Origin of the sequence: Sphingomonas sp. Leaf23 (assembly GCF_001421585.1) — a bacterium.
Lineage (GTDB): Bacteria > Pseudomonadota > Alphaproteobacteria > Sphingomonadales > Sphingomonadaceae > Sphingomonas.
In genome coordinates, this window is the sequence record NZ_LMKR01000001.1 from 125,420 (window position 1) to 149,891 (window position 24,472).

Consider the following 24,472-nt stretch of genomic DNA (forward strand, 5'->3'; position numbering starts at 1 on the left):
CCCGTTCTTTTTTGCAGGAGAGACGATATGAGCAGGCTTCGTTCGACGATGGCCGCGCTGGTGCTGGGCGGTGCGGTGCTGGCGCCGGCGCTCGCCGATGCACACGGCATCTGGTTCGCGCAGCGCGCCAAGCAGCTTGCGATCATCTATGGCGTCGGTGCCGACGATCTGGAGGCGGTGAAGCGCCAGCCGATGCTGGAAAGCCTGCAGGCATGGGATGCCGCACTGAAGCCCGTCGCCGCGCGGCTGCGCACCGATGGCCCGGTCGTCGTGGTCGACACCGACGCGAAACCGGCACTGGTCAGCGCGGTGCTGCCCAATGGCACCTGGTCCAAGTTGCCCGATGGCGAGTTCGTGAAGAAGGGCAAGGACGAGGTACCCGGCGCGAAGTTCGCCGAGACGACGATCAAATATGCCGTGACGATCCAGGGGCCCGGCGTGCGGCAGGTGCCGCTGATCCCTGCGCAGCTGCTACAGATCGTGCCGGTCGGTGCGATCCCGGCGACGCTCGGCCAGCCGCTGACCTATCGCATCACCTTTCGCGGCAAGCCGGTCGCGGGGGCGGAGGTCGTCAACGACATGGTCAACGATCCCGATGCGAAGCCGCGGGTCACCAAGGCGGACGGGACGGTCACGCTGCCGGTGCGCAATCAGGGGCTGAACGTCATCCGCGCGGTGCTGATCCAGCCGAGCGACCAGCCGGCGAAGTTCGACCGCTACGAACACACCGCGACGCTGGCCTTCACCCTGCCGCACGCGCCGGAGGAATAGGGGCGGTTCGGACCCGCATCCCCCGCGACAGGCGGGGGATGCGGGTGGCCGTCAATAGCCCCGGTCGCGGGCCACCACGCCGACCATCGGCTCACCCGCCAGATGCCGTTTGAGATTTGCGATCAGCGCCTTGCCCGACCCTTCGGTATCGGTCGCGGCGGCGACATGCGGCGTCAGCACGACGCGCTGATGCGACCAGAGCGGATCGTCCGTCGGGAGCGGTTCGATGGGCGTCACGTCGAGGATCGCCCGCGACAGCCGCCCGCTGTCCAGCGCGGCGACCAGCGCCGCCGGGTCGAGATGCCCGCCGCGCCCCGCGCTGACGATCGCCGCGCCTTTGGGCATGTCCGCGAACAGCGGCTGGCCCAGAATGCCGCGCGTTTCGGGCGTCAGCGGCAGGAGGTTGACGAGGATGTCGGCCTGCGCCGCGAATTCGCGCAAGCCCTCGTCGCCATGGAAGCAGGTGACACCCGGCACGTCGCGTGGCGACCGGCTCCACCCCGACAGCTGAAACCCGAACGGGCGCAGCGCGTCGAGCGCGGCCGACCCCATCTGGCCCAGCCCGGCGATCCCGACCCGCCGTTCGCCGGCCGCCACCTGCGGCAGGGCACGCCACACCCGCTCGCGCTGCTGGTCGGCATAGGCATAGAGGTCGCGGTGCAGCGCCAGCACCGTCATCACCACATATTCGGCCATCGCGGCGGCAAGATTGGGTTCGACCAGCCGGACCACGGTGACGTGCGGCGGCATCTGCGACAGGTCGAGCTGATCGACGCCTGCCCCGATCGAGAACAGCACCTCAAGATTGGGCAAAGCCTCGACCAATCCCGCCGGCAGCGTCCATGCCGCCAGATAGCGCACGTCGGCCGGATCGCCCTGATCGGGCGACAGCCGGACCTCCAGTTCGGGGATCGCCTGGCCGATCATCCCGGCCCAGACCTGTCCGCGCGTCGGGGCGGCGGTGTAGAGCAGCGCGCTCATTCGCCGCGCCCATCGAACAGCAGGTCGATCGGCGGGTTGCGCCGGATCACCGCCGATTTGATGACGATATAGCTGAAATATTTCTCGATGCCGAAGTCGCGCTCCAGCATGCTTTCGATGACTTCCTGATAATGGGCTACGCTGCGGGTCACGAATTTCAGCATGTAATCATAGCCGCCCGACACCAGATGCGCCTCGACGATTTCCGGCACGGTGCGCGCGCGCTGTTCGAACCGGCTGAAGTCGCCGGTGCGATGGTCGCTGAGCGTGACTTCGGTAAATACCGTCAGCGTGCTGCCGAGCTTCGCAAGGTTGATCGTCGCGCCATAGCCCGAGATATAGCCGTGCTTTTCCAGCCGCTTGACCCGCGACAGGCACGGGCTGGGCGACAGGCCGACGGCATCGGCCAGATCGACATTGGTCATCCGGCCATTTTCCTGGAGCCGGGCCAGGATCTTGAAGTCCAGCCGGTCGAGCTTCGGTCCAAGGCTCATCGATCCATCCCCATCTATTCCCCGGCCTATCGCAGTGCCGCACGGATCTCCGGCTGGTCAAGCACATCGTCCAGCGCGGCGGTCAGCCGGTCAACGATCGCGTGCACTTCGTCGTCGTTCGCGGTCAGCGCGGGGGCGAGACCGATGGTGCCGTCGGCGAACGCACGGAAGATGATGCCGCGCGCATAGCCCGCCGTGCTCAACCGGTCGGCAAGGCCCAGCGCCGGATCGAACCGTGCCTTCGTCCCCTTGTCCGCCACCAGCTCGATCGCCGCCAGCATCCCCTTGTACCGCACCTCGCCGACCAGCGGATGCCCGCTCAGCCCGTCCAGCCGTGCAGCGAGCTTTGGCCCCTGCGCCTTTCCGTTGGCAAGGATGCCGCCGTCGAGATAGAGCCGCAGCACCTCCAGCGCGACCGCCGCGCTGACCGGATGGCCGGAATAGGTCAGGCCGTGGCCGATCGGCAGATGGTTGTCGGGGCCATCGGCGATGACCGCATGGACATGCTCCGCCATCAACAGCGCGCCCATCGGCGCATAGCCGGCGGTCAGCCCCTTCGCGACGCTCATCAGGTCGGGGGTTACCCCTTCATGCTCGCAGGCGAACAGCGGGCCGGTGCGCCCGAACCCGGTGATGACCTCATCGACGACGAACAGGATGCCGAGGTCGCGGCAGGTCCGTTCCATCGCCTTCAGCCAGCCGACCGGCGGCACGATGACCCCGCCCGATCCCTGCACCGGTTCGGCGAAGAACGCGGCGACATTCTCGACGCCCAGTTCCTCGACCTTGGCGCGCAGCTGCGCGACCGAGGCGGCGACCAGCGCGTCGCCGGTGCGCCCTTGCGGATCGCGATAGGCATAGGGCGCCGGAATATGATGCTGCCACCGGAGCGGCAGGTCGAACTGGCGGTGGAAGGCGGGCAGGCCGGTCAGGCCGGCGGAGGTCGACGACGACCCGTGATAGCCCTTGTCCAGCGCGATCATGTGCTTGCGCGTCGGCTCGCCGCGCGCATTCCAGTAATGGGTGATGAAGCGGATCGCCGAATCCACCGCGTCCGATCCGCCGAGCGTGAAGAACACGCGGCTCAGCCCCTCGGGCGACAGGCCGGCGAGCTGATCGGCCAGGCGTATGGTCGGTTCGCTGGTATAGCCGAAATAGCCGGTGGCGTAGGGGAGCTGGCGCATCTGGGCGGCGGCGGCCTCGACCACGCTCTCCTGCCCATAGCCGATATTGACGCACCACAGCCCGGCAAAGGCATCGAGCAGCTGGCGTCCGTCGCGATCGGTCAGGAACAGCCCGTTGCCGCTTTCCAGCACGGTCGCGCCCTTTGCCTCATGCGCGCGCCACGCGGTTACCGGATGGACCAGATGGTCGCGGTCCATCGCGATCAGCAGTTCGTTCTTCATGCTTTCAGCCTTTCGGGCGTTCCAGTCGGGACGCTGGAAAGCTAGGCTGCGCACCGGCTTGGTGGTTGTCGAAATCCCATCGGCGGAAACGCCGCGCTGCCGAATTGACCGGCGGCGCGGCATTTCCTGCCGTGGTCCGGATCAGCCGATTTCGGCGGCGATTGCCTTGGCACAGTCCTCGGTCGAGGCGCGTCCGCCGAGGTCGCGGGTGCGGCCTGCCGGGCTGGCGAGCACCCGTTCGATCGCGGCGACGATGGTCGCGGCGGCGTCATGTTCGCCGAAATGGTCGAGCATCATCGCGGCGGTCCAGATCTGCCCGACCGGGTTCGCCACGCCCTGCCCGGCGATATCGGGGGCCGAACCATGAACCGGTTCGAAGGTGGAGGGCACCGACCGGTCGGGGTTGATGTTGCCGCACGGCGCGACGCCGATCGTGCCGGTACAGGCCGGGCCCAGGTCGGACAGGATGTCACCGAACAGGTTGGATGCGACCACCACGTCGAACCGGTCGGGGTTCATCACGAATTGCGCCGCCAGGATATCGATATGATATTTGTCGGTGCGGATGTCGGGATAGGCCTTTGCCATTTCCTCGACCCGGCCGTCCCACCACGGCATGGTGATGGCGATCCCGTTCGACTTGGTGGCCGAGGTCAGGTGCTTCTTCGGCCGCGATTGCGCGAGTTCATAGGCATAGCGCAGGATGCGGTCGACGCCGTAGCGGGTCATCACCGTTTCCTGATGCACGATCTCGCGCGCCGTGCCGGGAAAGCTGATGCCGCCGACCGCCGAATATTCACCCTCGGTATTTTCCCGCACGATCATCATGTCGATGTCGCCCGGACCCCGGCCCGCCAGCGGGCAGGGTACGCCCGGCATCAACCGCGCCGGGCGCAGGTTGACATACTGGTCGTATTCCCGCCGGAACTGGATCAGCGATCCCCAGAGCGACACATGGTCGGGCACCGTGTCGGGCCAGCCGACCGCACCGAAGAAGATCGCATCGACCGCGCCGATCCGTTCCTTCCAGTCGTCGGGCATCATCGTGCCGTGGCGGGCATAATAATCGCAGCTGGCGAAATCATGCCATTGCTGCTCCACGGAAAAGCCGTGGCGCGCGGCGGCGGCCTCCAGCGCGCGGACGCCCGCCGGGACCACTTCCTTGCCGATCCCGTCACCGGGGATCACCGCCACGCGGTAGCTGCGCGAACCGTTCATCTGTCTCTTCCGTCCTTCGCTACAGCTTCAGGCCGCCCCAATGGAACGCCTTGGTTTCCAGATATTCGTCGATACCCTCGACGCCGCCTTCACGGCCGAGCCCCGACGCCTTCACCCCGCCGAACGGCGCCATCTCCATCGCGAGCAGGCCGGTGTTCAGCCCGACCATGCCGAATTCCAGCGCCTCCGCCACGCGCCACGCACGGTGCAGGTCGTCGGTGTAGAAATAGCTCGCCAGGCCGAACGGCGTGGCATTGGCCTGTTCGATCGCCTCCGCCTCGTGGGTGAAGCGGAAAACCGGGGCCAGCGGGCCGAACGTCTCTTCGGTCGCCAGACGCATTGTCGCCTGCGCCCCGGTCAGCAGGACGGGGGTGGCAAAGCGCGTCGGATCGCCGAACGCCTGCCCCTGCGCCGCGGTGACCGCGCCCAGCGAGAGCGCATCGTCGAGGTGCGCCGCGACCTTCTCGGTCGCCGCCGCGTTGATGAGCGGGCCGATCGTCGTCGCCGCATCGCGCCCGTCGCCGACCTTCATCGCCCGCACCGCATCGCCGAGCTTTGCGACGAAGGCATCATGGATGCCGTCCTGCACGAAGATGCGGTTGGCGCAGACGCAGGTCTGTCCGGCGTTGCGGAACTTGCTGGCAATCGCGCCGGCCACCGCCAGGTCGAGATCGGCATCGTCGAACACGATGAACGGCGCGTTGCCACCCAGTTCGAGGCTCAGCCGCTTCAGCGTATCGGCCGATTGCTGCATCAGCAGCGAACCGACCCGCGTCGATCCGGTAAAGGACAGCTTGCGCACGACCGGGCTGCTGGTCAGTGCCGCGCCAATCGCCTGCGGCATGCCGGTCACGATGTTGATGACACCCGCCGGGATACCCGCATCGACCGCCAGCTTGCACAGCGCCAGCGCAGTATAGGGGGTCAGGTCGGATGGCTTCACCACCACGGTGCATCCCGCCGCCAGCGCGGGCGCGCATTTGCGGGTAATCATCGCCGCCGGGAAGTTCCACGGCGTGATCGCCGCGCACACGCCGACCGGTTCGCGGAGAGCCAGGATGCGGCGGTCGGGCGAGGGCGACGGAATGTCGTGGCCGCGTACCCGGCGACCTTCCTCGGCGAACCATTTCACGAAGCTCGCGGCATATTTGATCTCGCCGGCGGCTTCGCTGAGCGGCTTACCCTGCTCGGTCGTCATGATCCGCGCCAGATCGTCGATGTTCGCGAGGATCAGCGCGTTCCAGCGCTCAAGGATTTCCGCCCGCTCGCCCGCCGTCCTGGCCTTCCATGCCGGCAATGCGCGGTTGGCGGCGGCGATGGCGCGCTCGGTATCGCTGGTACCGGCATCGGGCACGGTCCCGATGACCTCGCCGGTGGCGGGATCGGTGACCTCGATCGTCGCGCCGCTGTCGGCGGCGACCCATGCGCCGTCGATCAGCATCGCATCGACGAACAGCGGCGATTGGGTGATCGCGCCCATCAGCCGAGCGCCTGGCTGAGGATGGCGAAGGGCCGGGCGACGCCGACCGGCTGGGGCAGGGGATCACCGCGCCGCATCGTCACCACGCCGTCGACCTGCAACAGCCCCAGTTCGTCCAGCCACGGCGACAGGCCGCTATCGGCCAGCACGTCGATGCGCGTGAAATCGCCCGCGCGCGACCCCAGCCAGTGCGAGATCAGCAATTTCGCCTCCCGTAGCGAGGGCGCGATGACCGGCCCGATCGAATAGCCCCGTCCGAACCGCCGGAAACACGCGACTCCGACCAGATCGCCGTCGCGGTCGAGGACCACGACCTGTGCGGCGTCCAGCACGGCATTCATCGTCGCCTTGCGCGGCAGGCCGGTGCCGTCCTCCACCATCGCCCGGATACGGACATAATCGCTGTCGCCGATCGGGCGCAGCCGTTCGCCGGGGGCCGGGGCCGCCAGCGGAATCAGGAACGACGTGCCCTGATGCTGCGCGATGCGGCCGATCTCCTCGAACCCCAGCGTGCGGTACATCGGCACCGCGACGGCCGTGCCGTTCAGCAGCAGCCGTCCGCAATCGACCGCCTCGATCGCGTGGTCCATCAGCATCCGGCCGATCCCCCGGCCGCGATGGTCGGGCGATACGATGACCATGCCGATCGTCGCGGTGTCACTGCCGGTCGGGAACCACATGATCGTGCCGACGATCGTGCCCTCCGCCTCGACCACCGCGCCTTCGCCGACCGACAGCATCATCTGCCAGTCCTCGACGCGGTGCGGCCAGCGTTCGCCCTTGGACAGCGCCTGCGCGGCGGGCAGGTCGTCCGCCGTCATCGGTCGCAGATCTAGGCGTATATCCGGCGCTGTCGCCACTATGCCATCCTTTCCAGCCAGTGCATCGGTGCGCCGGCTGTCACATCGCCGGCGTCATGGTGCAGGATTACCGCCCGATGCGGGGCAGCGGCACGATGTATCGCACCAATCGGCAGGGGAAGCGTTCGATCTTGCGCCGGTTTCGCAATAATCTGCTGCACCCGCCGCCACGGTCGATTTGCTGCGCTCCGGGGCGCGGCAGGATCGGCGGTAAAGCGCCGCTGCAACGACCGCTTCGACCGCGCGACACCCGAAAAACAGTGATATAGTGTCACGCGACAGGCGGACTATGACAGCATTGGGATCGGTGACGATGGGAGGCGACTATGGCGACGGCGGCCTTTGACGGCGATGCGCGACCGCGCGGCGGACTGGCGGCGATACCAAAGGCGGTGGCGACGACGCGGTTGCAGTCGATCGACGCGCTGCGCGGATTCGTGATGGTCATCATGCTGCTCGACCATGTGCGCGAGACGTTCTTCCTGCACCTGCAGGTCGGCGATCCGGTCGATGCGCGCACGGTCATGCCGGCGCTGTTCTTCACCCGGTTGCTCAGCACGATCTGCGCGCCGGTGTTCGTCGGCCTGACCGGATTGGCGGCGTATCTGTATGGCCAGAAGCATTCGCGCGCCGAAGTCTCCGACTTCCTGTTGCGGCGGGGCGCGTTCCTGCTGCTCCTCGAAATCAGCTTCGTGTCGTTTGCATGGTCGGCCAAATTCCCGCCGCAGACGCTGTGGCTGCAGGTCATCTGGGCGATCGGGTTCAGCATGATCTGCCTTGCCGGGGCGGTGCATTTCTCGCGCACGGTGATCGTCGCGCTGGGCCTTGCGATCGTGTGTGGGCACAACCTGCTCGACGGGATCGTACTGGCGCCGGGCGATACGTTCTTCGTGCCATGGGCGATGCTGCACCAGCGCGCCGCGTTCGAATTCCTCGGCATCACGTGGAAGACGACCTATCCGGTCCTGCCGTGGATCGGGCTGATCCTGCTCGGCTATGGCATCGGGCCGTGGTTCGCGAAGGGCACCGACCCGGCGGTGCGACAGCGGCGGCTGGTGCTGCTGGGCGTTGGGCTGATCGTCGGGTTCGTCGCGCTGCGCTGGGCCAATGTCTATGGCGACCGGCCCTGGTATGATGCCGGCACGCCGCTGCGCACGACGATCAGCTTCCTCGCGCTCACCAAATATCCCGCGTCGTTGCTGTTCCTGATGCCGACCGTCGGGATCGGCGCGCTGCTGCTTGCGGCGTTCGAACGGTTCCAGTCCTCGCGGCTGATCCCGCCGCTGGCGACGTTCGGCGGGGCGCCGATGTTCTATTACCTGCTCCACCTCTATGTGCTGCGCACGCTGTACCTGATCGCCTTCGCCATCTGGGGCCCGACGCATGGCACGGTCTTCGCGCTCGGCAATCTCGGCTGGATTTGGGCATGGTATGCCGGGCTGCTGGTGGTGCTGTTCTTTCCGACGCGCTGGTTCGCCGGGCTGAAGCAGCGGCGCAAGGATATCTGGTGGCTCAAATACCTGTAAGCCGGAAATGAAAAAGGGCCGCCCGGCCGGGGGAGGTTCCCCGGCCGGGCGGCCCTTTTCTTGTCCCTATGCGACGGGGCGGTAGATCGCCCAGACCTTCACCACATCCTCTTCCGACAGCCACGAACAGCGTGCGCCGCGCAGCACGACGAACAGGTCGCCCGCGACGAAGCGATGGGCGGTGCCGGCCGTATCCTCGAACGTCACCGACCCTTCCATCAGGTGCATCAGCTCGCAATGCGGGTACAGGTTGTTGCGCCGGTGGTAGGGCGTCGATGCCCAGGTGCCGGCGGAGAACTCCCCGCTCGCCGACTTGTAGTCGGTGTGATTGTGGCATTGCGGCGCGTCGGACAGCAGCAGCTCGGCCGCCGGCGGGTTCGACGGCACCCGCGTCGGCGACAGGTCGATCGCGACCGGTGCCGATGCCCCCGGCGTGCCCCCGGTGCAGCGCATGACGACGACCTGCGTCCCCGCCGCCGCCCGCCAGTCGAAGCCGATCCCGCCGGGCAGCATGGCGCTTGCATCGCGGCCCAGCGTCAGGTCGCCGATGGTCAGCGTGCCGTCGACGACGAAGACGAACTCGTCACCCGGCAGCGCGTCGACATGGCCCGCACCCGACAGGGCCAGCGCGCCGACCGACACCGGCCCACCCGGTGGCGTCGCCATGCGGCGCGCGGAAAACCACGCATCGCCGGTTTCGCTCGATGCGACGCCGGTTTCGGCGTCGGCGACGAACGCGCGCAGGTCGATGCAATCCTGCGGCAGCACCGCCGCGCGTGCCTCGGCAACGACGCTCACAGGCCGACCAGCCCCAGCAGCCCGGCGAGGCTCGGGATCACGTTCACTTCGTAATAGGGGTTCACCGGCTCGTGCCCGCGATCGACGAACGCCTTCGACTTGATGCCCATGTCGTACGCCGTCATCTGGTCGTAGCGGAAGCTGGACGAGACATGGAGCATGTCCTCCGGCGCGCAGCCCAGCTGGTCGAGCATATATTCGAACGCCTGCATCCGGGGCTTGTAGGCCTGCGCCTCCTCGGCGGTGTACACCGCGTGGAACGGGGCCTCCAGCTTTTCGACGCTGTGCGGGATCAGGTCGACCATCGAATTGGACAGGATGACCAGCGGATATTCGGCGGCGACGCGCTTCAGCGGTTCGACGACATCGGCATGCGGCCGCCATGTCGGCACGGCGGCATAGACGGTGGCGGTGTCACTGTCGCGATACTCGACGCCGTTCCGGGCGCAGGTCCGGCGCAGCGCGCTCTCCACGACGTCGCGATACGGCTTCCACGCGCCCAGCACTTCATCGAGGCGATAGGCGGAGAAATCGGCGGTGAACTGGTCCAGCGCCTCGGCCGCAACCCGGTCGGCATAGAGCGTGCGCGCGACCGGGGCCATTTCGAAGTTGATGAGCGTGCCATAGCAATCGAAGCTGATATATTTGGGACGAAGACCGGCCATTTCCCCACTCCTGACTAGAGGTATGGCCATGACGATACCGCCGGCACGGCATGCTGCGCCGTCGTTTCCCCCGTGCCGAAGCAATATCCTGCCGATTGCGCGCCGTGGCTCGGCAGGGGGTGCGGCATATTATGCTTGGGGGGTGCCGACCACGCGTCCGGCAAGCGCCGTGATCCATGCGATACCGGGGCCGATGATCGCGTCGTTGAAGTCGTAGCGCGGGTGATGCAGCGCGGCGTTCTCCGCCCCCGCGCGTGCCTGCCCCAGCCAGACATAGGCCCCCCGACACGCCTGCAGCATGAACGAGAAGTCTTCGGACGTGAACGCCGGGTCGGGTGCCTCGGCATGGGACAGCCCGGCATCCGCCGCCGCCGCCAGCGCGATCGCCGCTGCCTCCGCATCGTTGATCGTGGCGGGATAGTATCGGGTATAGGTCACCTCGACCCGCGTGTCGGTGGCGATGCCGATCCCCTCCGCCATCGATCGCACCGCCGCCTCGACGATATCCTGCACATTGGGGTCGAAAGTACGAACGGTCCCGACCAGCCGCACGTCGGCGGGGATGACGTTGTGCGTCTGCCCGCCCGCGATCTGCGTGACCGACAGCACGGCCGAGCGGGTCGGCGGCACGCGGCGGGCGACGATGGTGTTGAGCTGCGTCACCAGCAGCGCCGCCGCCAGTACCGCGTCCGGCGTGGTGTGCGGCTGCGCGGCATGGCCGCCCTTGCCATGGATCGTGATCTCGAACTTGTCCGCCGCCGCCATGATCGGGCCGGGCCGGGTCTGCAATTCGCCCGCCGGCAGGTCGGGCCAGTTGTGCAGGGCAAAGACGTAATCGCAGGGGAAGCGATCGAACAGTCCGTCGCGGATCATCTCGCGCGCGCCGGCCTGTCCCTCTTCGGCCGGCTGGAAGATAAAGTGGATGGTGCCGTCGAACGGCGGCAGCGATGCCAGATGCCGTGCGGCACCGATCAGGATCGCGGTATGCCCGTCATGGCCGCAACCATGGAATACGCCGGGCGTCGTGCTGGCATAGTCGGGCGCGCCCTGTTCCTGAAACGGCAGCGCGTCCATGTCGGCGCGCAGGCCCAGCGTCGCGCCGGGCCGACCATGGGTCAGCGTGCCGACGACCCCGGTCCCGCCGATCCCCGTCGTCACCCTGAGCCCGGCGGCGGCCAGCTGTTCGGTGACCAGCGCGGCGGTGCGGTGTTCGGCAAAGGCCAGTTCGGGATGGGCGTGGATGTCGTGCCGGATCGCGGTCACGGCGTCGATGATGTCGGCAAAACGGTGATACATGGCAATCCCCACGGCAAGGGGCGCAGCATGTCCCCGCGGCAAAGGCGTGGTCAACCCCGCTGGCGGGATGCCCGGCAACAGGTCGGCGGTCGATCCGCGCGCTGGACGGCATCTTGTGCCGCGGGCATGGCGCGGCGAACGGCAGGAAGCGTGCGAAAGCCCGCCACCTACGGCGAAAATCGCTGCGCGCATCGCGCAATATGGCATCGCAACAGGATCGATGGCCGCATTCCGGCGGCATCGCGCAGGCGGGTTGGACAGGAATATGCGGGTGTCATGGGGCAGGGCGGTCTGGGCGGCGCTGGCGCTGTCGGCGGGCGGTATCGCGTCCGCCAGCGCGCAGGTCGCGGCACCCAGCGTCGAACGCGCGCCGGGCAATGTCGAACTGCCGGAGGTGGAGGCGCGTGACCCGCTGGTCCTGCAACTCGCCTATACCGGCGATATCCTGTCGTCGGTGGCGGGGGGCAAGCGGCGCGGCACGCGCTGGATCAACAATGTCAGCGCGATCGCGACGGCCGACCTCGACGCGCTGGGCGTGGCACCGCGCACCACCGTCCTGGTCCACGGGTTCTACAACAACGGCGCCAGCTTCAGCGGTGATCTGGTCGGCGACGGACAGATCGTGTCGAGCATCGAGGCGGGCGTGCCGCTGTTCCGCGTGCTGGAGGCGTGGGCCGAACATCGTGGGCCCGACGATCGCTGGTCGGTGAAGGCCGGGCTGTACGACGTGAACAGCGAATTCGACGCGCTGCAGACGTCGCTGCTGTTCGTCAACAGCGCGTTCGGCATGGGCACCGAACTGGGCGCGTCGGGTGCCGGCGGCCCCTCGACCTTTCCCAGTACCGGGATGGCGATACGCGGGCAGGTGAAGATCGGCGACCGGGTGACCGTGCGCGCCGCCGCCGCCGATGGCGTACCCAATGATCCCGCTCGCCCGCGCCGGATGTGGGTCGGACTGGCCGGGCGCGACGGTGCGCTGCTGATCGGGGAGGCCGATGTCGAGCTGGGGGTCGTCCGCCTGCTGGCGGGCGGATGGCATTATTCCGCGCGCAGCGACGACCGGTTCGACGCGGGCAGCGCGGCGGCGGTCGTGCGCCGCGCGCATAATCAGGGAGCGTATCTGCGCGGCGAAGCGCAGTTGAGCGGCGACCGCACGCGGGGAATGCGCGGCTTCTTCCGGATCGGCACAGCCGACGATCGGGTGAACATGTTCGGCGGGTTCTCGTCGCTCGGCGTGGTGGGGCATGGCTGGGTGCCCGGTCGGCCGGACGACGATACCGGCATCGCCATCGCCTATGCCGGCGGCAGCAGCGCGATGCGCGCGCTGGTCCGCGCCGACTATGGCACCGCCCCGCGCGGCGAGGCGGTGATCGAGCTCAACCACCGGCTGGCGCTGACCGACTGGCTGGGGGTGCAACCGCATGTCCAATATGTGGTCGCACCGGGGCTCGATCCCACGGTCGGCAATGCGGTGGTGCTCGGGCTGCGGCTGACCGCATCGATCGCCGAATGACCACGCGGCGCCGGGCATGATCGTTCGGCGCAGCATGCGGGGCGGTCACCGCTGGGTCGGCCTGATCGTCGGGCTGCTCGCCGCCTATATGGCCGCCACCGGCGCGATGATGGCGCTGCGCCACGATCCCGCGCTCGCCGGTGGCCGTGCTCCAACGCGGCACTGCGCCACGCCCGATGCGCTGGCGCACGCCGTGGCCGTGGCATCGGCGCGGCACCCCGGCGTGGCGTTCGATACGCTGTGGCTGCGCGCCGATCCGGTCGAGCCGCTCTCGATCCGCTTTGTCGATGCGGTGCAGGTCGATGTCGATCCCTGTTCGGGTCGGCTGCGGGACGTTCGCTCGCGCTATGCCGGATGGGACGGGATCGCCGAATATCTCCACCGCCTGATCTTTCTGGGGATCGAACCGGGCAAGGCCGTGGGCGGCAGCGTCGCGACCGCGTTGTCGCTGCTGGCGGTGACCGGTCTATGGCTCTGGTGGCCGCGCCGGCGGGGGGCGTGGGGATCGGCGCTGCGGCCGGAGCGTCTGCCGAAGGGGCGGACCCGGCGGCGCGCGCGCCACGGGCTGGTCGGGGCGGCGGTCCTGCCGCTGGCGCTGCCGATCGCGCTGGCGGGGATGACGCTCGCCTTCCCCGCCGTCGCCGACCTGCTCTACCGCGCGACCGGCAGCGTGGCGGCGACCAGGCCCGTCGTGCCCGCGCGATCGGGTCCGGTCGCTTATGCCGAAGCATGGCGCGGCGTCCTGTCGCGGCTGGGCGATGTGCCTGCGCAGGCGATGATCCGCGCGCCCAAGGCACCGACGGCAGCGATCGAGATCAACCTGCACGATCCCGACGCGCGCAATCCGGAGGGGCGGCAATATTTCTTTGCCGATCCCGGCGACGGCCGCATCCTGCTCCATCGCCGCTATGCCGACACCCCCGCCGGCGCGCGCCTCTATTACTGGGGCTATGCGGTGCATCAGGGGAAGGTCGGCGGGATCGCCGGGCTGGTCGCGACGCTGCTGACGATGGCGGGCATCGTCTATCTGGCGATCAGCGGGCTGCGCAGCTGGCTGGCACGCCATCCGGTGCCGTCGCCCCGCTTCGTCCGGATGCGGATCGTGGAGGTCGTCGACGAATGCGACGGGGTAAAGGCGTTCCGGCTGGTGCCGGTCGACCCCGGCCCGATCGCCGCCGCCACGCCCGGCGCGCATGTCGCGGTGCGACTGTCGGACACGCTGCTGCGGCACTATTCGCTGACCAATGCGCCGGGCGAGCGCGACGATTACCGGATCGCCGTGCGCGCCGATCCGTCGGGGCGCGGCGGGTCGCTGGCGATGCACGGGCTGGTCGCCGGGGCCGAGTTGCTGGTCGCACCGCCCGCCAACCACTTTCCGGTCGTCCGCGGCACCCGCCACGCGGTGCTGGTCGCCGCCGGGATCGGCATCACCCCGATCCTCGCCATGGCCCGCCATTTTCGGGCGAAGGGGATCGCGTTCGAGCTGCACTATTTCGGCCGCACGCGCGAATCGATGCCGTTTCGCAGCGTCATCGCCGCCGAACTGGGCGATGCCGCCACGCTCCACATCGCGCTGTCCCGCACCGAACAGGCCGCACGCATGGCCGCGATCGTTGCCGCCCCGGCACGCGGACGCCATCTCTACAGCTGCGGTCAGGTCGCGTTCATGGACGCATTGTTCGATGCTGCCCGCGCCGCCGGCTGGCGCGAGGGGGCGCTGCACCGCGAAGCCTTTGGCGTGTCGGCACAGGATGCCGCGCCGCCCCGCGCCTTTGTCGCGAAGCTGGCGCACTCGGGCCGGCGGGTGCCGGTTCCCGCCGACCGGTCGCTGCTCGACGCGCTGGCCGATGCGGGGGTGCGGATCGACCGGTCGTGCGGCATGGGGGTGTGCGGTGCCTGTCTGGTCGGGGTGGTCGACGGCGCGATCGAGCATCGCGACGCGATCCTGTCCCCCGCCGATCGCCGCTCGGGCCGCTGGATGACCGCCTGCGTATCGCGCGCGGGCGGCACCGATCTGACGCTCGATCTGTAATCCGTGGCATGTCGCATGCGGCAGCATCTGCCGCGCGGCATAAAGACACCCCGATGGCTGCGTTTTTGGCACGATCCCCTTGTCCTGCGGCGCTAAGCTGTCGGCCATGGTCACCGACGTTCCGGGCAGCGCCCACGCCACCAGCTTTCACATCGACGGCCGCTGGGTCGACCGCAGCACCGCCCCGCGCTGCGCCGTGGTCAACCCGGCCAGCGAAAGCGCGATCGGCGCCATTGCGATGGGCGACACCGCCGATGTCGACCTGGCGGTCGCCGCCGCGCGCCGCGCATTTGTCTCGTTTTCGGAAACCTCGGTCGCGGATCGCATCGCACTGCTGCAGCGGATCGCCGATCTGCTGGAGGAACGCGCCGAACGCTTTGCGCAGGCGATCTCCGCCGAAATGGGCTCGGCGATCGCCTTTGCCCGCGCATCGCAGGTGCCCGCCGGTATCGCCCATGTCCGCGCCCAGATCGAGGTGCTCGGCAGCTATCGCTTTCTCCGCGAAGAGGCCGGCTTCGCCATCGCCCGCGAACCGATCGGTGTCGCCGCGCTCATCACGCCGTGGAACTGGCCGCTGTACCAGATCACGGCAAAGGTCGCCCCTGCGCTCGCCGCCGGCTGCACCGTCGTCCTGAAACCCAGCGAGCTGTCGCCGTTCAGCGCGCTGTTGTTCGCTGAGGTGATGGCCGATGCCGGCACGCCGCCCGGCGTCTTCAACCTGATGAACGGCACGGGCGAGGTCGTCGGCGCCGCGCTGTCGTCGCATCCCGATGTCGACATGGTATCGATCACCGGTTCCACGCGGGCGGGGATACTGGTCGCGCAGGGCGCGGCACCGACCATCAAGCGCGTCGTGCAGGAACTGGGCGGCAAATCGCCCAATGTCTTCCTCGACGATGCCGATTTCGACACGGCGGTGGGCAAGGGCGTGCTGTCGGCGATGCGCAATGTCGGCCAGTCGTGCAGCGCGCCGACCCGCATGATCGTCCCCGCGACGCGTCTGGCGCAGGTGGAGGCGCTGGCCCGCGCGGCGGCCGACGCGATCGTCGTCGGCGATCCGGCCGATCCGGCGACCGCGATGGGCCCGATCGCCAACCGCGCCCAGCATGACCGCGTACAGGCGATGATCGCGGCGGGCATGGCGGAGGGCGCGCGGCTGGTCTGCGGCGGTCCCGGCCGGCCGAACGGGCTCAATCGCGGCTATTTCGTGCGCCCGACGATCTTTTCCGACGTCAGCCCACGGATGCGGATCGCGCAGGAAGAAATCTTCGGCCCCGTCCTGTGCATCCAGCCCTATGACGATATCGAGGATGCGGTGCGCATCGCGAACGATACGGTCTATGGCCTGGGCGCGCATGTCCAGTCGGCCGATCACGACCGCGCCCGTGCCGTTGCGCGCCGGATTCGCGCGGGGCAGGTGCATATCAACTATCCCCCCTGGACCGCGCACGCCCCGTTCGGCGGCTATCGCCAGTCGGGCAATGGCCGCGAATATGGCGTCCACGGCCTCGACGAATTTTTGGAGACGAAGGCGATGCTCGGCTATTGAGCCGCGCCGCCTGTCGCAGGAGCCTTTCGATGCGCGTACCGCTCACCCCTGTCGAATCCTCGCCCGCGCTGCCGGCGGAAGCGGATGTCGTCGTTATCGGCGGCGGCATCATCGGTGCGTTCACCGCCTATTATCTCGCCAAGCGCGGCCTGTCGGTCGTGCTGCTGGAAAAGGGGCGGATCGGCGCGGAACAGTCCAGCCGCAACTGGGGCTGGTGCCGCCAGCAGAATCGCGACGCGCGCGAACTGCCGATGGCCACGAAGTCGCTCGACCTGTGGGAACAGTTCCAGGCGGAAACCGGTGAGGATGCGGGCTTTCGCCGCTGCGGCCTCCTTTATCTCAGCCGTGACGAAGCCGAGATCGCGACGTGGGCGCGCTGGGGCCAGTTCGCGCGCAGCGTCGATGTCGAAACCCACATGCTGACCGCCGCGCAAACCGCCGAGCGGAGCAATGGCATCGATGGCGCATGGAAGGGTGGGGTGTGGTCGCCGACCGACGGCACCGCCGACCCGTCGCGCGCCGCACCCGCCGCCGCCCGCGCCGCCCAGCGGCTGGGCGCGGCGGTGGTGCAGGATTGCGCGGTACGCGGGTTGGAGACGAGCGGCGGGCGGCTGTCGGCGGTCGTCACCGAACGCGGCACCATCCGTACCCGTACCGCGATCCTGAGCGCGGGCGCATGGGCATCGTCCTTCTGCCACCAATATGGCATCCGCTTTCCGCAGGCGACGATACGGCAGGCGGCGCTGTCGGTCGGTCCCGGCGACGGCGACCTGCCGCCGGCACTCCATACCAGCGAGGTATCGGCCACCCGCCGCGTCGATGGCAGCTATACGCTGGCGATCAGCGGCTTTGGCCGGGTCGATCCGACGCCGCAGCTGCTGCGCTTCTCGCCCCAGTTTATCCCGATGTTCCTCCGGCGCTGGCGCAAGCTGCGCCCCGGCGGGGTGCAGGGCGCGCGCGCCGGGCATGAGACGCTGGCGAAATGGCGGCTCGACCGCCCGACGCCGATGGAGAAGACCCGCATCCTCGACCCCGATCCCGATCCGGCGGCGATCCGCATGACGCACGAACGCGCGCTTGCGTTGATGCCGGCGCTCAAAGGGCGTCCGGTCACCGCGCGCTGGGCCGGCTATGTCGACAGCACCCCCGACGGCGTACCCGGCATCGGCGAGGTGGAGACGATCCCCGGCTTCGTCATCGCCTCGGGCTTCAGCGGGCACGGCTTCGGCATCGGGCCGGGCGTCGGCCACCTGCTGGCCGACATGCTGACCGGGGCCGAACCGATCGTGGACCCCAAGCCCTATCATCCCGACCGATTCCGCGAATCCGCCTGGGGCAAGGTCGCCGATTTCTGATCGGCGCCGGCTCCGGCGGGTGCTTTTCGCGTCGGCCGCAAAATACCCGCTTTACACCGGCGATTCGCTCCCCTAGACGCCACTTCCTCGCTAGAGAGCGGGTGTAGCTCAGTTGGTTAGAGCGCCGGCCTGTCACGCCGGAGGTCGCGGGTTCGAGCCCCGTCACTCGCGCCATCCTTCATGGATCGGCGCTACCGCCAGCGGCCTGTTTCCATCCACGACAGCATCCGTCGCATCGGCAGCACCCACAGCCACGCGATGCCCGCCACGACGTAGAACGCGAGCTGCACTGCCCAGTGCCAGCCGCCGACCATCGGCGACAGCATCGCCACCGCGATCGCCCATAGCGTCAGCATCAGCAGGATCGCCAATACCCCGGCGGGTTTGCGCCATGTCGGCTCGTTCATGGGCATTCTCCGGTCAGGAACAGGTCGGTTTCGGTGACGATCGCGTGCAGCGGCACGTCCCACGGGTCGCACGGCAGGGCATCGACCCGCTGCACCGACCACGCGATACCGATTCGCAGCGCGTCCGGCCAGCACGCGAACGCCCGGTCGTAATGACCCGCCCCCTGGCCCAGCCGGTTGCAGGACGCATCGAACCCGACCAGCGGCGTCAGGATGATGTCCGGCGCGACCGCCGGCGATTCGGCCCCTGGCTGACGCAGCCCGAACGGCCCGTCGTGCATGGCATCGTCGCTATGAAAGCTGATCGGCGATTCGCGATCGATGACCACCGGCCATGCCAGCCGCGCGCCCGCCGCCCGCGCCGCCGCATCGAACCGCCCCGGATCGGCCTCGCCACCAATCGGGACATAGCTGGCGACGATCGTGCCGGGTCGCAGCGCAGCGAGGAACAGCGGCGGCGGGGCAGGGGGCGTCGGCCCACCCGCAATGAATGCCCGTCGCAAGGCACGCAGCTCGGCGCGAAGGGCACGCTTGTCGGTCATGGAAAGGGGGTGTGGCGGAACCACCATGGGCCGTTTGCCGCGTTATCCACTGACGCACGGTACGTCAGGTGGGGATCATGTACGTCAGACCAGGATCTGCGCAGGGACAACCCCCATGGATGAAGAAATAGCCTCAGGGATTATGCAAGGCTCGCACCGGGCAGTCCCGCCGATCCCTATCTAGGCGTCGGTAGCCGGTTCCTCAAGGGCGGATGCGACGGCTTCCAACCGCTCGGCGATCCGGTCGAGCAGTTCACCGGTTCCGTCCGCGGTCGCCGCCGGGGCCTCGCGCTCCGACAACTGGTCGGCCAGGATCAGCGCGATGTAGAGCAGGGTCCGCTCCGACGACCCGCCCGATGCGTGCTGCACGGCAGGGGCGTGGCGTTCCAGCATCGCGCCCAGCGCGCGCAATTTCGGCTCCTCCCCGTCGCGGCAGCCGACCTGATGGCTGCGCCCGGCGATGGTCAGCGTGATCTGTCCCATCAGTCGGCGTCCGCTTCGCGCGCGATCACCGCGTCCAGCGCGCCGATCGCATCGCCGATCCGGGTGCGCAGCGCGGCGTGGCGCGACGACAGCGCGCGAGTCGTTTCGCCCTGGGCCTGTGCCGCGCGTTCGATCCGTTCCAGCGCCCGTTCGATCCGCGCGATGGTGGCGGCATGGGGTGTGTCGCTCATCGGAGTTATCGATCCTCGCTAAACATGTTAAACAAACCTCGGGTTTGGCGGTTGACTGATCGGCGCGGGGGTTCCAAAGGCTCGCCCGACCCTATCAGCGCCCAACAGGAGTGCGCGTGACCATATCCCAGCTCGAACTCGCCAACGCCATCCGCGTTTTGTCGATGGACGCGGTGGAGGCCGCCAATTCGGGGCACCCCGGCATGCCGATGGGCATGGCCGATGTCGCGACCGTCCTCTGGTCGAAATTCCTGAAATTCGATCCGACCGATCCGCACTGGGCCGACCGCGACCGCTTCGTCCTGTCGGCGGGCCATGGATCGATGCTGATCTATTCGCTCCTCCATCTGACCGGCTATGCCAAGCCGACCCTTCAGGACATTGCGAATTTCCGCAAGCTCGGCAGCCCGTGTGCCGGCCATCCGGAAAATTTCGAACTGCCCGGCATCGAATGCACCACCGGCCCGCTGGGGCAGGGCCTGGCGATGGCAGTCGGCATGGCGACCGCAGAACGTCACCTGAACACCGTGTTCGGTGACGGGCTGGTCGACCACCGCACCTGGGTAGTCGCCGGCGACGGCTGCCTGATGGAAGGCATCAACCACGAGGCGATCGGCCTTGCCGGGCACCTGAAGCTCGGCCGCCTGAATGTCCTGTGGGACGACAACCGCATCACCATCGACGGTTCGACCGACCTGTCGACCAGCGAGGACGTTGCCGCCCGCTATGCCGCGACCGGCTGGCACGTCGTCGCCTGTGACGGCCACGACTTCGCCGACGTCGAACGCGCCCTCACCGAAGCCGCCGCCGACCCGCGCCCGTCGCTGGTCTGCTGCCGCACCGTCATCGGCAAGGGCGCCCCGAACAAGGGCGGCAGCCACAAGGTCCACGGTTCGCCGCTGGGCGCCGACGAAATCCTCGCCACCCGCGCCGCGCTGCTGTGGGAGCATGAGGCGTTCCATCTGCCCGAAAAGCTGACCGACGCGTGGAGGGAAATCGGCGCACGGGGGGCTTCGGTCCACGCCGACTGGAACAGCCGCCTGTCGGCCCATGCCGATCGCGCCGAGTTCGAACGCCGCATGGCGAACGAGCTCCCCGACGGCTGGTCGCTTAAGAACCTTATCGACGGCCTGATCGCCGAGCCGAAGAAGATCGCGACCCGCGTCGCATCCTCGCTGGCGCTCGAAGCGATCAACGCCTCGCTGCCCGAAACCATCGGCGGCTCGGCCGACCTCACGCCCTCGAACAATACCCAGACCAAGGCGCAGATCGCGCTGACGGCACAGGATTATTCGGGCCGCTACGTCCATTACGGCATCCGTGAATTCGGCATGTCTGCGGCGATGAACGGCATGGCGCTGCACGGCGGCGTGCTGGCCTATGGCGGCACCTTCCTGGTCTTCGCCGACTATGCGCGGCCCGCCATCCGCCTGTCGGCGCTGCAGAATGCCGGCGTCGTCTATGTCATGACCCACGACTCGATCGGTCTGGGCGAAGACGGCCCGACGCACCAGCCGATCGAGCATGTGATGAGCCTGCGCATCATCCCCGGCCTCGACGTGTATCGCCCCGCCGATGCGGTCGAAACGGCGGAGTGCTGGGAACTGGCGGTACAGCGTCGCGACGGCCCCTCGCTGCTCGCCCTGTCGCGCCAGAACCTGCCGCAGCTTCGCACGGAAACGAGCGAGAACCGCAGCGCGAAGGGTGCCTATCGCCTGAAATCGGCCGAAGCCGACCGCCGCGTCATCCTGATCGCGACCGGTTCGGAGGTCGAGATCGCCGTCGGCGTTGCGCAGCAGCTGGAAGCGCAGGGCATCGGTGCCGATGTCGTGTCGATGCCGTGCTGGTCGCGCTTCGATGCGCAGGATGCCGCCTATCGCGAAGACGTGCTGCCGCACGCCCGCCCGGACGAAATCCTGCGCGTGTCGATCGAGGCGGGCACGACCATCGGCTGGGAACGCTACACCATGGTCGACGGCCTGCGCTTCGGCATCGACCGGTTCGGCGCATCGTCCCCGGCCGACAAGCTCTACGAATATTTCGGACTGACCGCCGATGCCATCACCGCAAAGGTGCTGGCGCGGCTTGGCAACTGAGGAGACGCGGATATGACGAAAGTAGCGATCAACGGGTTCGGGCGCATCGGCCGTCTGGTGGCGCGCGCGATCCTCGAACGCCCTGATAGCGGGCTCGAGCTGGTCACGATCAACGACCTGGCCGACGCGAAGTCGAACGCGTGGCTGTTCAGCCGCGATTCGGTCCATGGCAAGTATCCGGGCGACGTCGCCGCCGAAGGCGACGATCTGGTCATCGACGGCAAGCGCATCCGCGTCACGGCCGAGCGTGACCCGGCCAACCTGCCGCACAAGGAACTGGGCGTCGAGCTGGTCCTCGAATGCACCGGCTTCTTCACCGACCGCGACGCCTGCCAGAAGCATATCGATGCCGGTGCCAAGCGCGTGCTGATCTCGGCCCCGGGCAAGAATGTCGACCTGACCGTCGTGTACGGCGTCAACCACGACAAGCTCGAAGCCGGCCACACGATCGTGTCGAACGCGTCGTGCACCACCAACTGCCTGGCGCCGGTCGCCAAGGTGCTGAACGATTCGATCGGCATCGAACGCGGCCTGATGACCACGATCCACGCCTATACCAACGATCAGAAGATCCTCGACCAGATCCACCCCGATCTGCGCCGCGCCCGTGCCGCTGCGATGTCGATGATCCCGACCACCACCGGTGCCGCCCGCGCGGTCGGTGAAGTGCTGCCCGAACTGAAGGGCCGTCTCGACGGTTCGGCGGTGCGCGTGCCGGTGCCGGACGGCAGCCTCGTCGACCTGACCTTCACCCCGAAGCGCGACACGACCAAGGACGAAGTCAACGCCATCCTGAAGGCGGCGGCGGAATCGGGCCCGCTGAAGGGCGTGCTGGTCTTCTCGGACGAACCGCTGGTGTCGATCGACATCGTGCACACGCCCGCGTCGTCGACCGTCGACAGCCTCGAAACCGCCGTCCTCGACGGCAAGCTGGTCCGCGTCGTGTCGTGGTACGACAACGAATGGGGCTTCTCGAACCGCATGGTCGACACCGCGACCGCGATGGCGAAGCTGGGCTGATCCCGGTGGCGGGCGGTATCCTGAAGGGCATCGCCCGCCACGCCTTTTCGCGCGGGCCGATCGAGCTGGTGCAGGCGGTGCGCGTCACCGTCGAAACCGGCATCGACGGCGATTTCCGGGGCGCACTGAAACCCGGCCGCAACAAGCGGCAGGTGTCGCTGATGGAAGTCGGTGACTGGGCACAGGCGATGACGCTGGTCGGCCACGACCTGCCATGGTGGGAACGCCGCGCGAACCTGTTGGTCGAGAATTTTGACCTGCCACAGACCGCCGGCGTCCACATTCGCGTGGGCGAGGTGCTGCTGGAAATCACCAAGGAATGCGATCCGTGCAGCCGCATGGAAACCATCGCCGAGGGCCTGCGCGCGGCGCTGACGCCCGACTGGCGCGGTGGTGCGCTGGCGCAGGTGATCGAAGGCGGCATGATCCGCGTCGGCGACACGATTACACTGGAACAACCCCGTTAGGTTCGAGCTTGTCGAGAACAGTTCTCGACGGACGCATCTCGACTTCGCTCGATGCTGCTCGAACCGAACGGCATTTGGGAGCGAAGACATGAGCCGTAATTTCAAGACGCTCGACGACATGGGCGACCTCACCGGCAAGCGCGTGCTGGTCCGTGAAGACCTGAACGTCCCGATGGCCGATGGCGCCGTCACCGACGACACCCGCCTGCGCGCCACCATCGGCACTGTCACCGAACTGGCGGATCGCGGCGCGATCGTGCTGATCCTTGCCCATTTCGGCCGTCCCAAGGGGCAGCCAAGCCCGGAATTCTCGCTGTCGCAGGTCGTCCGGCCGCTCGCGTCGGTGCTCGGCCGCGAAGTCCGCTATGTCGACTGGGAAGGGGCCGAGGCGAATGTCGCGACGCTCAACCCCGGCGACATCGCCGTCCTCGAAAACACGCGCTTCTTCGGTGGTGAGGAAAAGAACGACCCAGCGGTGATCGACCGCTTCGCGTCGCTCGGCGACATGTACGTCAACGACGCCTTCTCGGCCGCGCACCGCGCCCATGCCTCGACCGAGGGCCTTGCCCACAAGCTGCCCGCGTTCGCCGGACGGCAGATGGAGGCCGAACTCGACGCGCTGGACAAGGCGCTGGGCAATCCGCAGCACCCGGTCGCCGCCGTCGTCGGCGGGGCCAAGGTGTCGTCGAAGCTCGACGTGCTGAAGCATCTGGTCGGGCAGGTCGATCATCTCATCATCGGCGGCGGCATGGCCAACACCTTCCTGGCGGCACGTGGCGTGAACGTCGGCAAATCGCTGTGCGAGCATGACCTGACCGGCACCGCCGACGAAATCTTCGACGCGGCGGAAAAGGCCGGCTGCACCATTCACCTGCCGTATGACGTGGTGGTGGCCAAGGAGTTCAAGCCGAACCCCGCCACCCGCACCGTCAACGTCCACGAAGTCGCCGCCGACGAAATGATCCTCGACGTGGGGCCTGCCGCGACCGAGGCGCTGGGCGATGTGCTGAAGAATTGCCGGACGCTGGTATGGAACGGCCCGATGGGCGCGTTCGAAACCCCGCCGTTCGACGTGGCGACCGTCGCGCTCGCGAAGACGGCGGCGGCGCTGACCGCCGATGGCTCGCTGGTGTCGGTCGCGGGCGGTGGCGACACCGTCGCCGCGCTCAACCAGGCCGGGGTGAGCGACCAGTTCAGCTTCATCTCGACCGCCGGTGGCGCGTTCCTCGAATGGATGGAGGGCAAGGAACTGCCCGGCGTCGCCGCGCTGATCCGCTAAGCCCTTTCACGCCATCCACCGTACCCCCGCGAAGGCGGGGGTC

Annotated in this window: 23 protein-coding genes and 1 tRNA gene; 11 read left to right on the top strand and 13 right to left on the bottom strand. The window is 68.2% G+C overall.

Features of this window, described 5'->3' with window-relative positions; genetic code table 11:
- The first annotated feature begins 27 nt into the window (after positions 1-27).
- On the top strand, positions 28-771 hold the full coding sequence (locus ASE67_RS00620; protein ID WP_055755838.1) for a DUF4198 domain-containing protein: 744 nt from the start codon (positions 28-30) through the stop codon (positions 769-771).
- Between the two features lie 51 nt (positions 772-822).
- Here the strand turns inward: ASE67_RS00620 and ASE67_RS00625 are convergent, their stop codons facing one another.
- From ASE67_RS00625 to ASE67_RS00650, 6 genes are all read right to left on the bottom strand, one after another.
- Positions 823-1,752: a 2-hydroxyacid dehydrogenase gene (locus ASE67_RS00625; RefSeq protein ID WP_055755840.1), complete on the bottom strand. Its 930-nt coding sequence runs from the start codon at positions 1,750-1,752 to the stop codon at positions 823-825.
- Positions 1,749-2,246, bottom strand: coding sequence for an Lrp/AsnC family transcriptional regulator (locus ASE67_RS00630; RefSeq protein WP_055755842.1), 498 nt, complete (start codon positions 2,244-2,246; stop codon positions 1,749-1,751). The genes ASE67_RS00625 and ASE67_RS00630 overlap by 4 nt, the downstream gene beginning before the upstream one ends.
- Positions 2,247-2,272: 26 nt before the next feature.
- Positions 2,273-3,652: an aminotransferase class III-fold pyridoxal phosphate-dependent enzyme gene (locus tag ASE67_RS00635; protein WP_055755845.1), complete on the bottom strand. Its 1,380-nt coding sequence runs from the start codon at positions 3,650-3,652 to the stop codon at positions 2,273-2,275.
- A gap of 141 nt (positions 3,653-3,793) precedes the next feature.
- Complete coding sequence (locus tag ASE67_RS00640; RefSeq protein WP_055755847.1) at positions 3,794-4,870, bottom strand: tartrate dehydrogenase; 1,077 nt, start codon at positions 4,868-4,870, stop codon at positions 3,794-3,796.
- A gap of 19 nt (positions 4,871-4,889) precedes the next feature.
- Positions 4,890-6,350, bottom strand: a complete 1,461-nt coding sequence (locus ASE67_RS00645; RefSeq protein ID WP_055755849.1) for an NAD-dependent succinate-semialdehyde dehydrogenase — start codon at positions 6,348-6,350, stop codon at positions 4,890-4,892.
- Complete coding sequence (locus ASE67_RS00650) at positions 6,350-7,171, bottom strand: GNAT family N-acetyltransferase (protein ID WP_082456870.1); 822 nt, start codon at positions 7,169-7,171, stop codon at positions 6,350-6,352. Before ASE67_RS00650 ends, ASE67_RS00645 begins: the two co-directional genes overlap by 1 nt.
- 365 nt (positions 7,172-7,536) lie before the next feature.
- Between ASE67_RS00650 and ASE67_RS00655 the strand changes: the two genes are divergently transcribed.
- Positions 7,537-8,736, top strand: a complete 1,200-nt coding sequence (locus tag ASE67_RS00655; RefSeq protein WP_055755853.1) for a DUF1624 domain-containing protein — start codon at positions 7,537-7,539, stop codon at positions 8,734-8,736.
- A 66-nt stretch (positions 8,737-8,802) separates the two neighbouring features.
- Here ASE67_RS00655 and ASE67_RS00660 read toward each other — a convergent pair whose 3' ends face one another.
- The 3 genes from ASE67_RS00660 to ASE67_RS00670 form a co-directional block, all read right to left on the bottom strand.
- Complete coding sequence (locus tag ASE67_RS00660) at positions 8,803-9,534, bottom strand: cupin domain-containing protein (protein WP_055755854.1); 732 nt, start codon at positions 9,532-9,534, stop codon at positions 8,803-8,805.
- Positions 9,531-10,199, bottom strand: coding sequence for a haloacid dehalogenase type II (locus ASE67_RS00665; protein ID WP_055755856.1), 669 nt, complete (start codon positions 10,197-10,199; stop codon positions 9,531-9,533). Before ASE67_RS00665 ends, ASE67_RS00660 begins: the two co-directional genes overlap by 4 nt.
- 129 nt (positions 10,200-10,328) lie before the next feature.
- The gene (locus ASE67_RS00670; RefSeq protein ID WP_055755858.1) at positions 10,329-11,495 is read right to left on the bottom strand and encodes an amidohydrolase; all 1,167 of its coding nucleotides are present in this window, start codon (positions 11,493-11,495) and stop codon (positions 10,329-10,331) included.
- A gap of 271 nt (positions 11,496-11,766) precedes the next feature.
- Here ASE67_RS00670 and ASE67_RS00675 point away from each other — a divergent pair, with 271 nt between their 5' ends.
- The 5 genes from ASE67_RS00675 to ASE67_RS00695 all read left to right on the top strand — a co-directional run bounded on the left by ASE67_RS00675 (position 11,767) and on the right by ASE67_RS00695 (position 18,118).
- On the top strand, positions 11,767-13,008 hold the full coding sequence (locus tag ASE67_RS00675; RefSeq protein ID WP_235511735.1) for a carbohydrate porin: 1,242 nt from the start codon (positions 11,767-11,769) through the stop codon (positions 13,006-13,008).
- A 34-nt stretch (positions 13,009-13,042) separates the two neighbouring features.
- Entirely contained in the window at positions 13,043-15,040 is a 1,998-nt protein-coding gene (locus ASE67_RS00680) for a PepSY domain-containing protein (protein WP_162236323.1), read from the top strand.
- Positions 15,041-15,146: 106 nt separating this feature from the next.
- Positions 15,147-16,589, top strand: coding sequence for an aldehyde dehydrogenase family protein (locus tag ASE67_RS00685; protein ID WP_055755864.1), 1,443 nt, complete (start codon positions 15,147-15,149; stop codon positions 16,587-16,589).
- A 29-nt stretch (positions 16,590-16,618) separates the two neighbouring features.
- A complete protein-coding gene (locus ASE67_RS00690; protein ID WP_055755866.1) occupies positions 16,619-17,944 on the top strand; it encodes an NAD(P)/FAD-dependent oxidoreductase in 1,326 nt (441 codons plus the stop codon).
- Between the two features lie 97 nt (positions 17,945-18,041).
- A tRNA-Asp gene (locus ASE67_RS00695) sits at positions 18,042-18,118 on the top strand.
- A gap of 17 nt (positions 18,119-18,135) precedes the next feature.
- Here the strand turns inward: ASE67_RS00695 and ASE67_RS00700 are convergent.
- The 4 genes from ASE67_RS00700 to ASE67_RS00715 all read right to left on the bottom strand — a co-directional run bounded on the left by ASE67_RS00700 (position 18,136) and on the right by ASE67_RS00715 (position 19,567).
- Complete coding sequence (locus tag ASE67_RS00700) at positions 18,136-18,351, bottom strand: DUF2842 domain-containing protein (protein ID WP_055756864.1); 216 nt, start codon at positions 18,349-18,351, stop codon at positions 18,136-18,138.
- Positions 18,348-18,893: a 5-formyltetrahydrofolate cyclo-ligase gene (locus tag ASE67_RS00705; protein ID WP_055755868.1), complete on the bottom strand. Its 546-nt coding sequence runs from the start codon at positions 18,891-18,893 to the stop codon at positions 18,348-18,350. The genes ASE67_RS00700 and ASE67_RS00705 overlap by 4 nt, the downstream gene beginning before the upstream one ends.
- Positions 18,894-19,073: 180 nt before the next feature.
- Complete coding sequence (locus tag ASE67_RS00710) at positions 19,074-19,376, bottom strand: cell division protein ZapA (protein ID WP_055755869.1); 303 nt, start codon at positions 19,374-19,376, stop codon at positions 19,074-19,076.
- On the bottom strand, positions 19,376-19,567 hold the full coding sequence (locus tag ASE67_RS00715) for a hypothetical protein (RefSeq protein ID WP_055755871.1): 192 nt from the start codon (positions 19,565-19,567) through the stop codon (positions 19,376-19,378). The genes ASE67_RS00710 and ASE67_RS00715 overlap by 1 nt, the downstream gene beginning before the upstream one ends.
- Before the next feature lie 116 nt (positions 19,568-19,683).
- Here ASE67_RS00715 and tkt point away from each other — a divergent pair, with 116 nt between their 5' ends.
- The 4 genes from tkt (at position 19,684) to ASE67_RS00735 (ending at position 24,429) form a co-directional block, all read left to right on the top strand.
- Entirely contained in the window at positions 19,684-21,663 is a 1,980-nt protein-coding gene (tkt, locus tag ASE67_RS00720) for a transketolase (protein WP_055756867.1), read from the top strand.
- Between the two features lie 12 nt (positions 21,664-21,675).
- Positions 21,676-22,683, top strand: coding sequence for a type I glyceraldehyde-3-phosphate dehydrogenase (gene gap / locus ASE67_RS00725; protein ID WP_055755873.1), 1,008 nt, complete (start codon positions 21,676-21,678; stop codon positions 22,681-22,683).
- Positions 22,626-23,150, top strand: coding sequence for an MOSC domain-containing protein (locus ASE67_RS00730; RefSeq protein WP_327196651.1), 525 nt, complete (start codon positions 22,626-22,628; stop codon positions 23,148-23,150). The genes gap and ASE67_RS00730 overlap by 58 nt, the downstream gene beginning before the upstream one ends.
- Before the next feature lie 88 nt (positions 23,151-23,238).
- On the top strand, positions 23,239-24,429 hold the full coding sequence (locus tag ASE67_RS00735; protein WP_055755875.1) for a phosphoglycerate kinase: 1,191 nt from the start codon (positions 23,239-23,241) through the stop codon (positions 24,427-24,429).
- The last annotated feature ends 43 nt before the right edge of the window (positions 24,430-24,472 follow it).

Bases quoted from the DNA above. Each gene is read 5' to 3' on its own strand.
- ASE67_RS00620 (WP_055755838.1), top strand. From the start codon at position 28: ATGAGCAGGCTTCGTTCGACGATGGCCGCGCTGGTGCTGGGCGGTGCG.
- ASE67_RS00625 (WP_055755840.1), bottom strand. From the start codon at position 1,752: ATGAGCGCGCTGCTCTACACCGCCGCCCCGACGCGCGGACAGGTCTGG.
- ASE67_RS00630 (WP_055755842.1), bottom strand. From the start codon at position 2,246: ATGAGCCTTGGACCGAAGCTCGACCGGCTGGACTTCAAGATCCTGGCC.
- ASE67_RS00635 (WP_055755845.1), bottom strand. From the start codon at position 3,652: ATGAAGAACGAACTGCTGATCGCGATGGACCGCGACCATCTGGTCCAT.
- ASE67_RS00640 (WP_055755847.1), bottom strand. From the start codon at position 4,870: ATGAACGGTTCGCGCAGCTACCGCGTGGCGGTGATCCCCGGTGACGGG.
- ASE67_RS00645 (WP_055755849.1), bottom strand. From the start codon at position 6,350: ATGGGCGCGATCACCCAATCGCCGCTGTTCGTCGATGCGATGCTGATC.
- ASE67_RS00650 (WP_082456870.1), bottom strand. From the start codon at position 7,171: ATGACGGCGGACGACCTGCCCGCCGCGCAGGCGCTGTCCAAGGGCGAA.
- ASE67_RS00655 (WP_055755853.1), top strand. From the start codon at position 7,537: ATGGCGACGGCGGCCTTTGACGGCGATGCGCGACCGCGCGGCGGACTG.
- ASE67_RS00665 (WP_055755856.1), bottom strand. From the start codon at position 10,199: ATGGCCGGTCTTCGTCCCAAATATATCAGCTTCGATTGCTATGGCACG.
- ASE67_RS00670 (WP_055755858.1), bottom strand. From the start codon at position 11,495: ATGTATCACCGTTTTGCCGACATCATCGACGCCGTGACCGCGATCCGG.
- ASE67_RS00680 (WP_162236323.1), top strand. From the start codon at position 13,043: ATGCGGGGCGGTCACCGCTGGGTCGGCCTGATCGTCGGGCTGCTCGCC.
- ASE67_RS00685 (WP_055755864.1), top strand. From the start codon at position 15,147: ATGGTCACCGACGTTCCGGGCAGCGCCCACGCCACCAGCTTTCACATC.
- ASE67_RS00690 (WP_055755866.1), top strand. From the start codon at position 16,619: ATGCGCGTACCGCTCACCCCTGTCGAATCCTCGCCCGCGCTGCCGGCG.
- ASE67_RS00700 (WP_055756864.1), bottom strand. From the start codon at position 18,351: ATGAACGAGCCGACATGGCGCAAACCCGCCGGGGTATTGGCGATCCTG.
- ASE67_RS00705 (WP_055755868.1), bottom strand. From the start codon at position 18,893: ATGACCGACAAGCGTGCCCTTCGCGCCGAGCTGCGTGCCTTGCGACGG.
- ASE67_RS00710 (WP_055755869.1), bottom strand. From the start codon at position 19,376: ATGGGACAGATCACGCTGACCATCGCCGGGCGCAGCCATCAGGTCGGC.
- ASE67_RS00715 (WP_055755871.1), bottom strand. From the start codon at position 19,567: ATGAGCGACACACCCCATGCCGCCACCATCGCGCGGATCGAACGGGCG.
- gap (WP_055755873.1), top strand. From the start codon at position 21,676: ATGACGAAAGTAGCGATCAACGGGTTCGGGCGCATCGGCCGTCTGGTG.
- ASE67_RS00730 (WP_327196651.1), top strand. From the start codon at position 22,626: ATGGGGCTTCTCGAACCGCATGGTCGACACCGCGACCGCGATGGCGAA.
- ASE67_RS00735 (WP_055755875.1), top strand. From the start codon at position 23,239: ATGAGCCGTAATTTCAAGACGCTCGACGACATGGGCGACCTCACCGGC.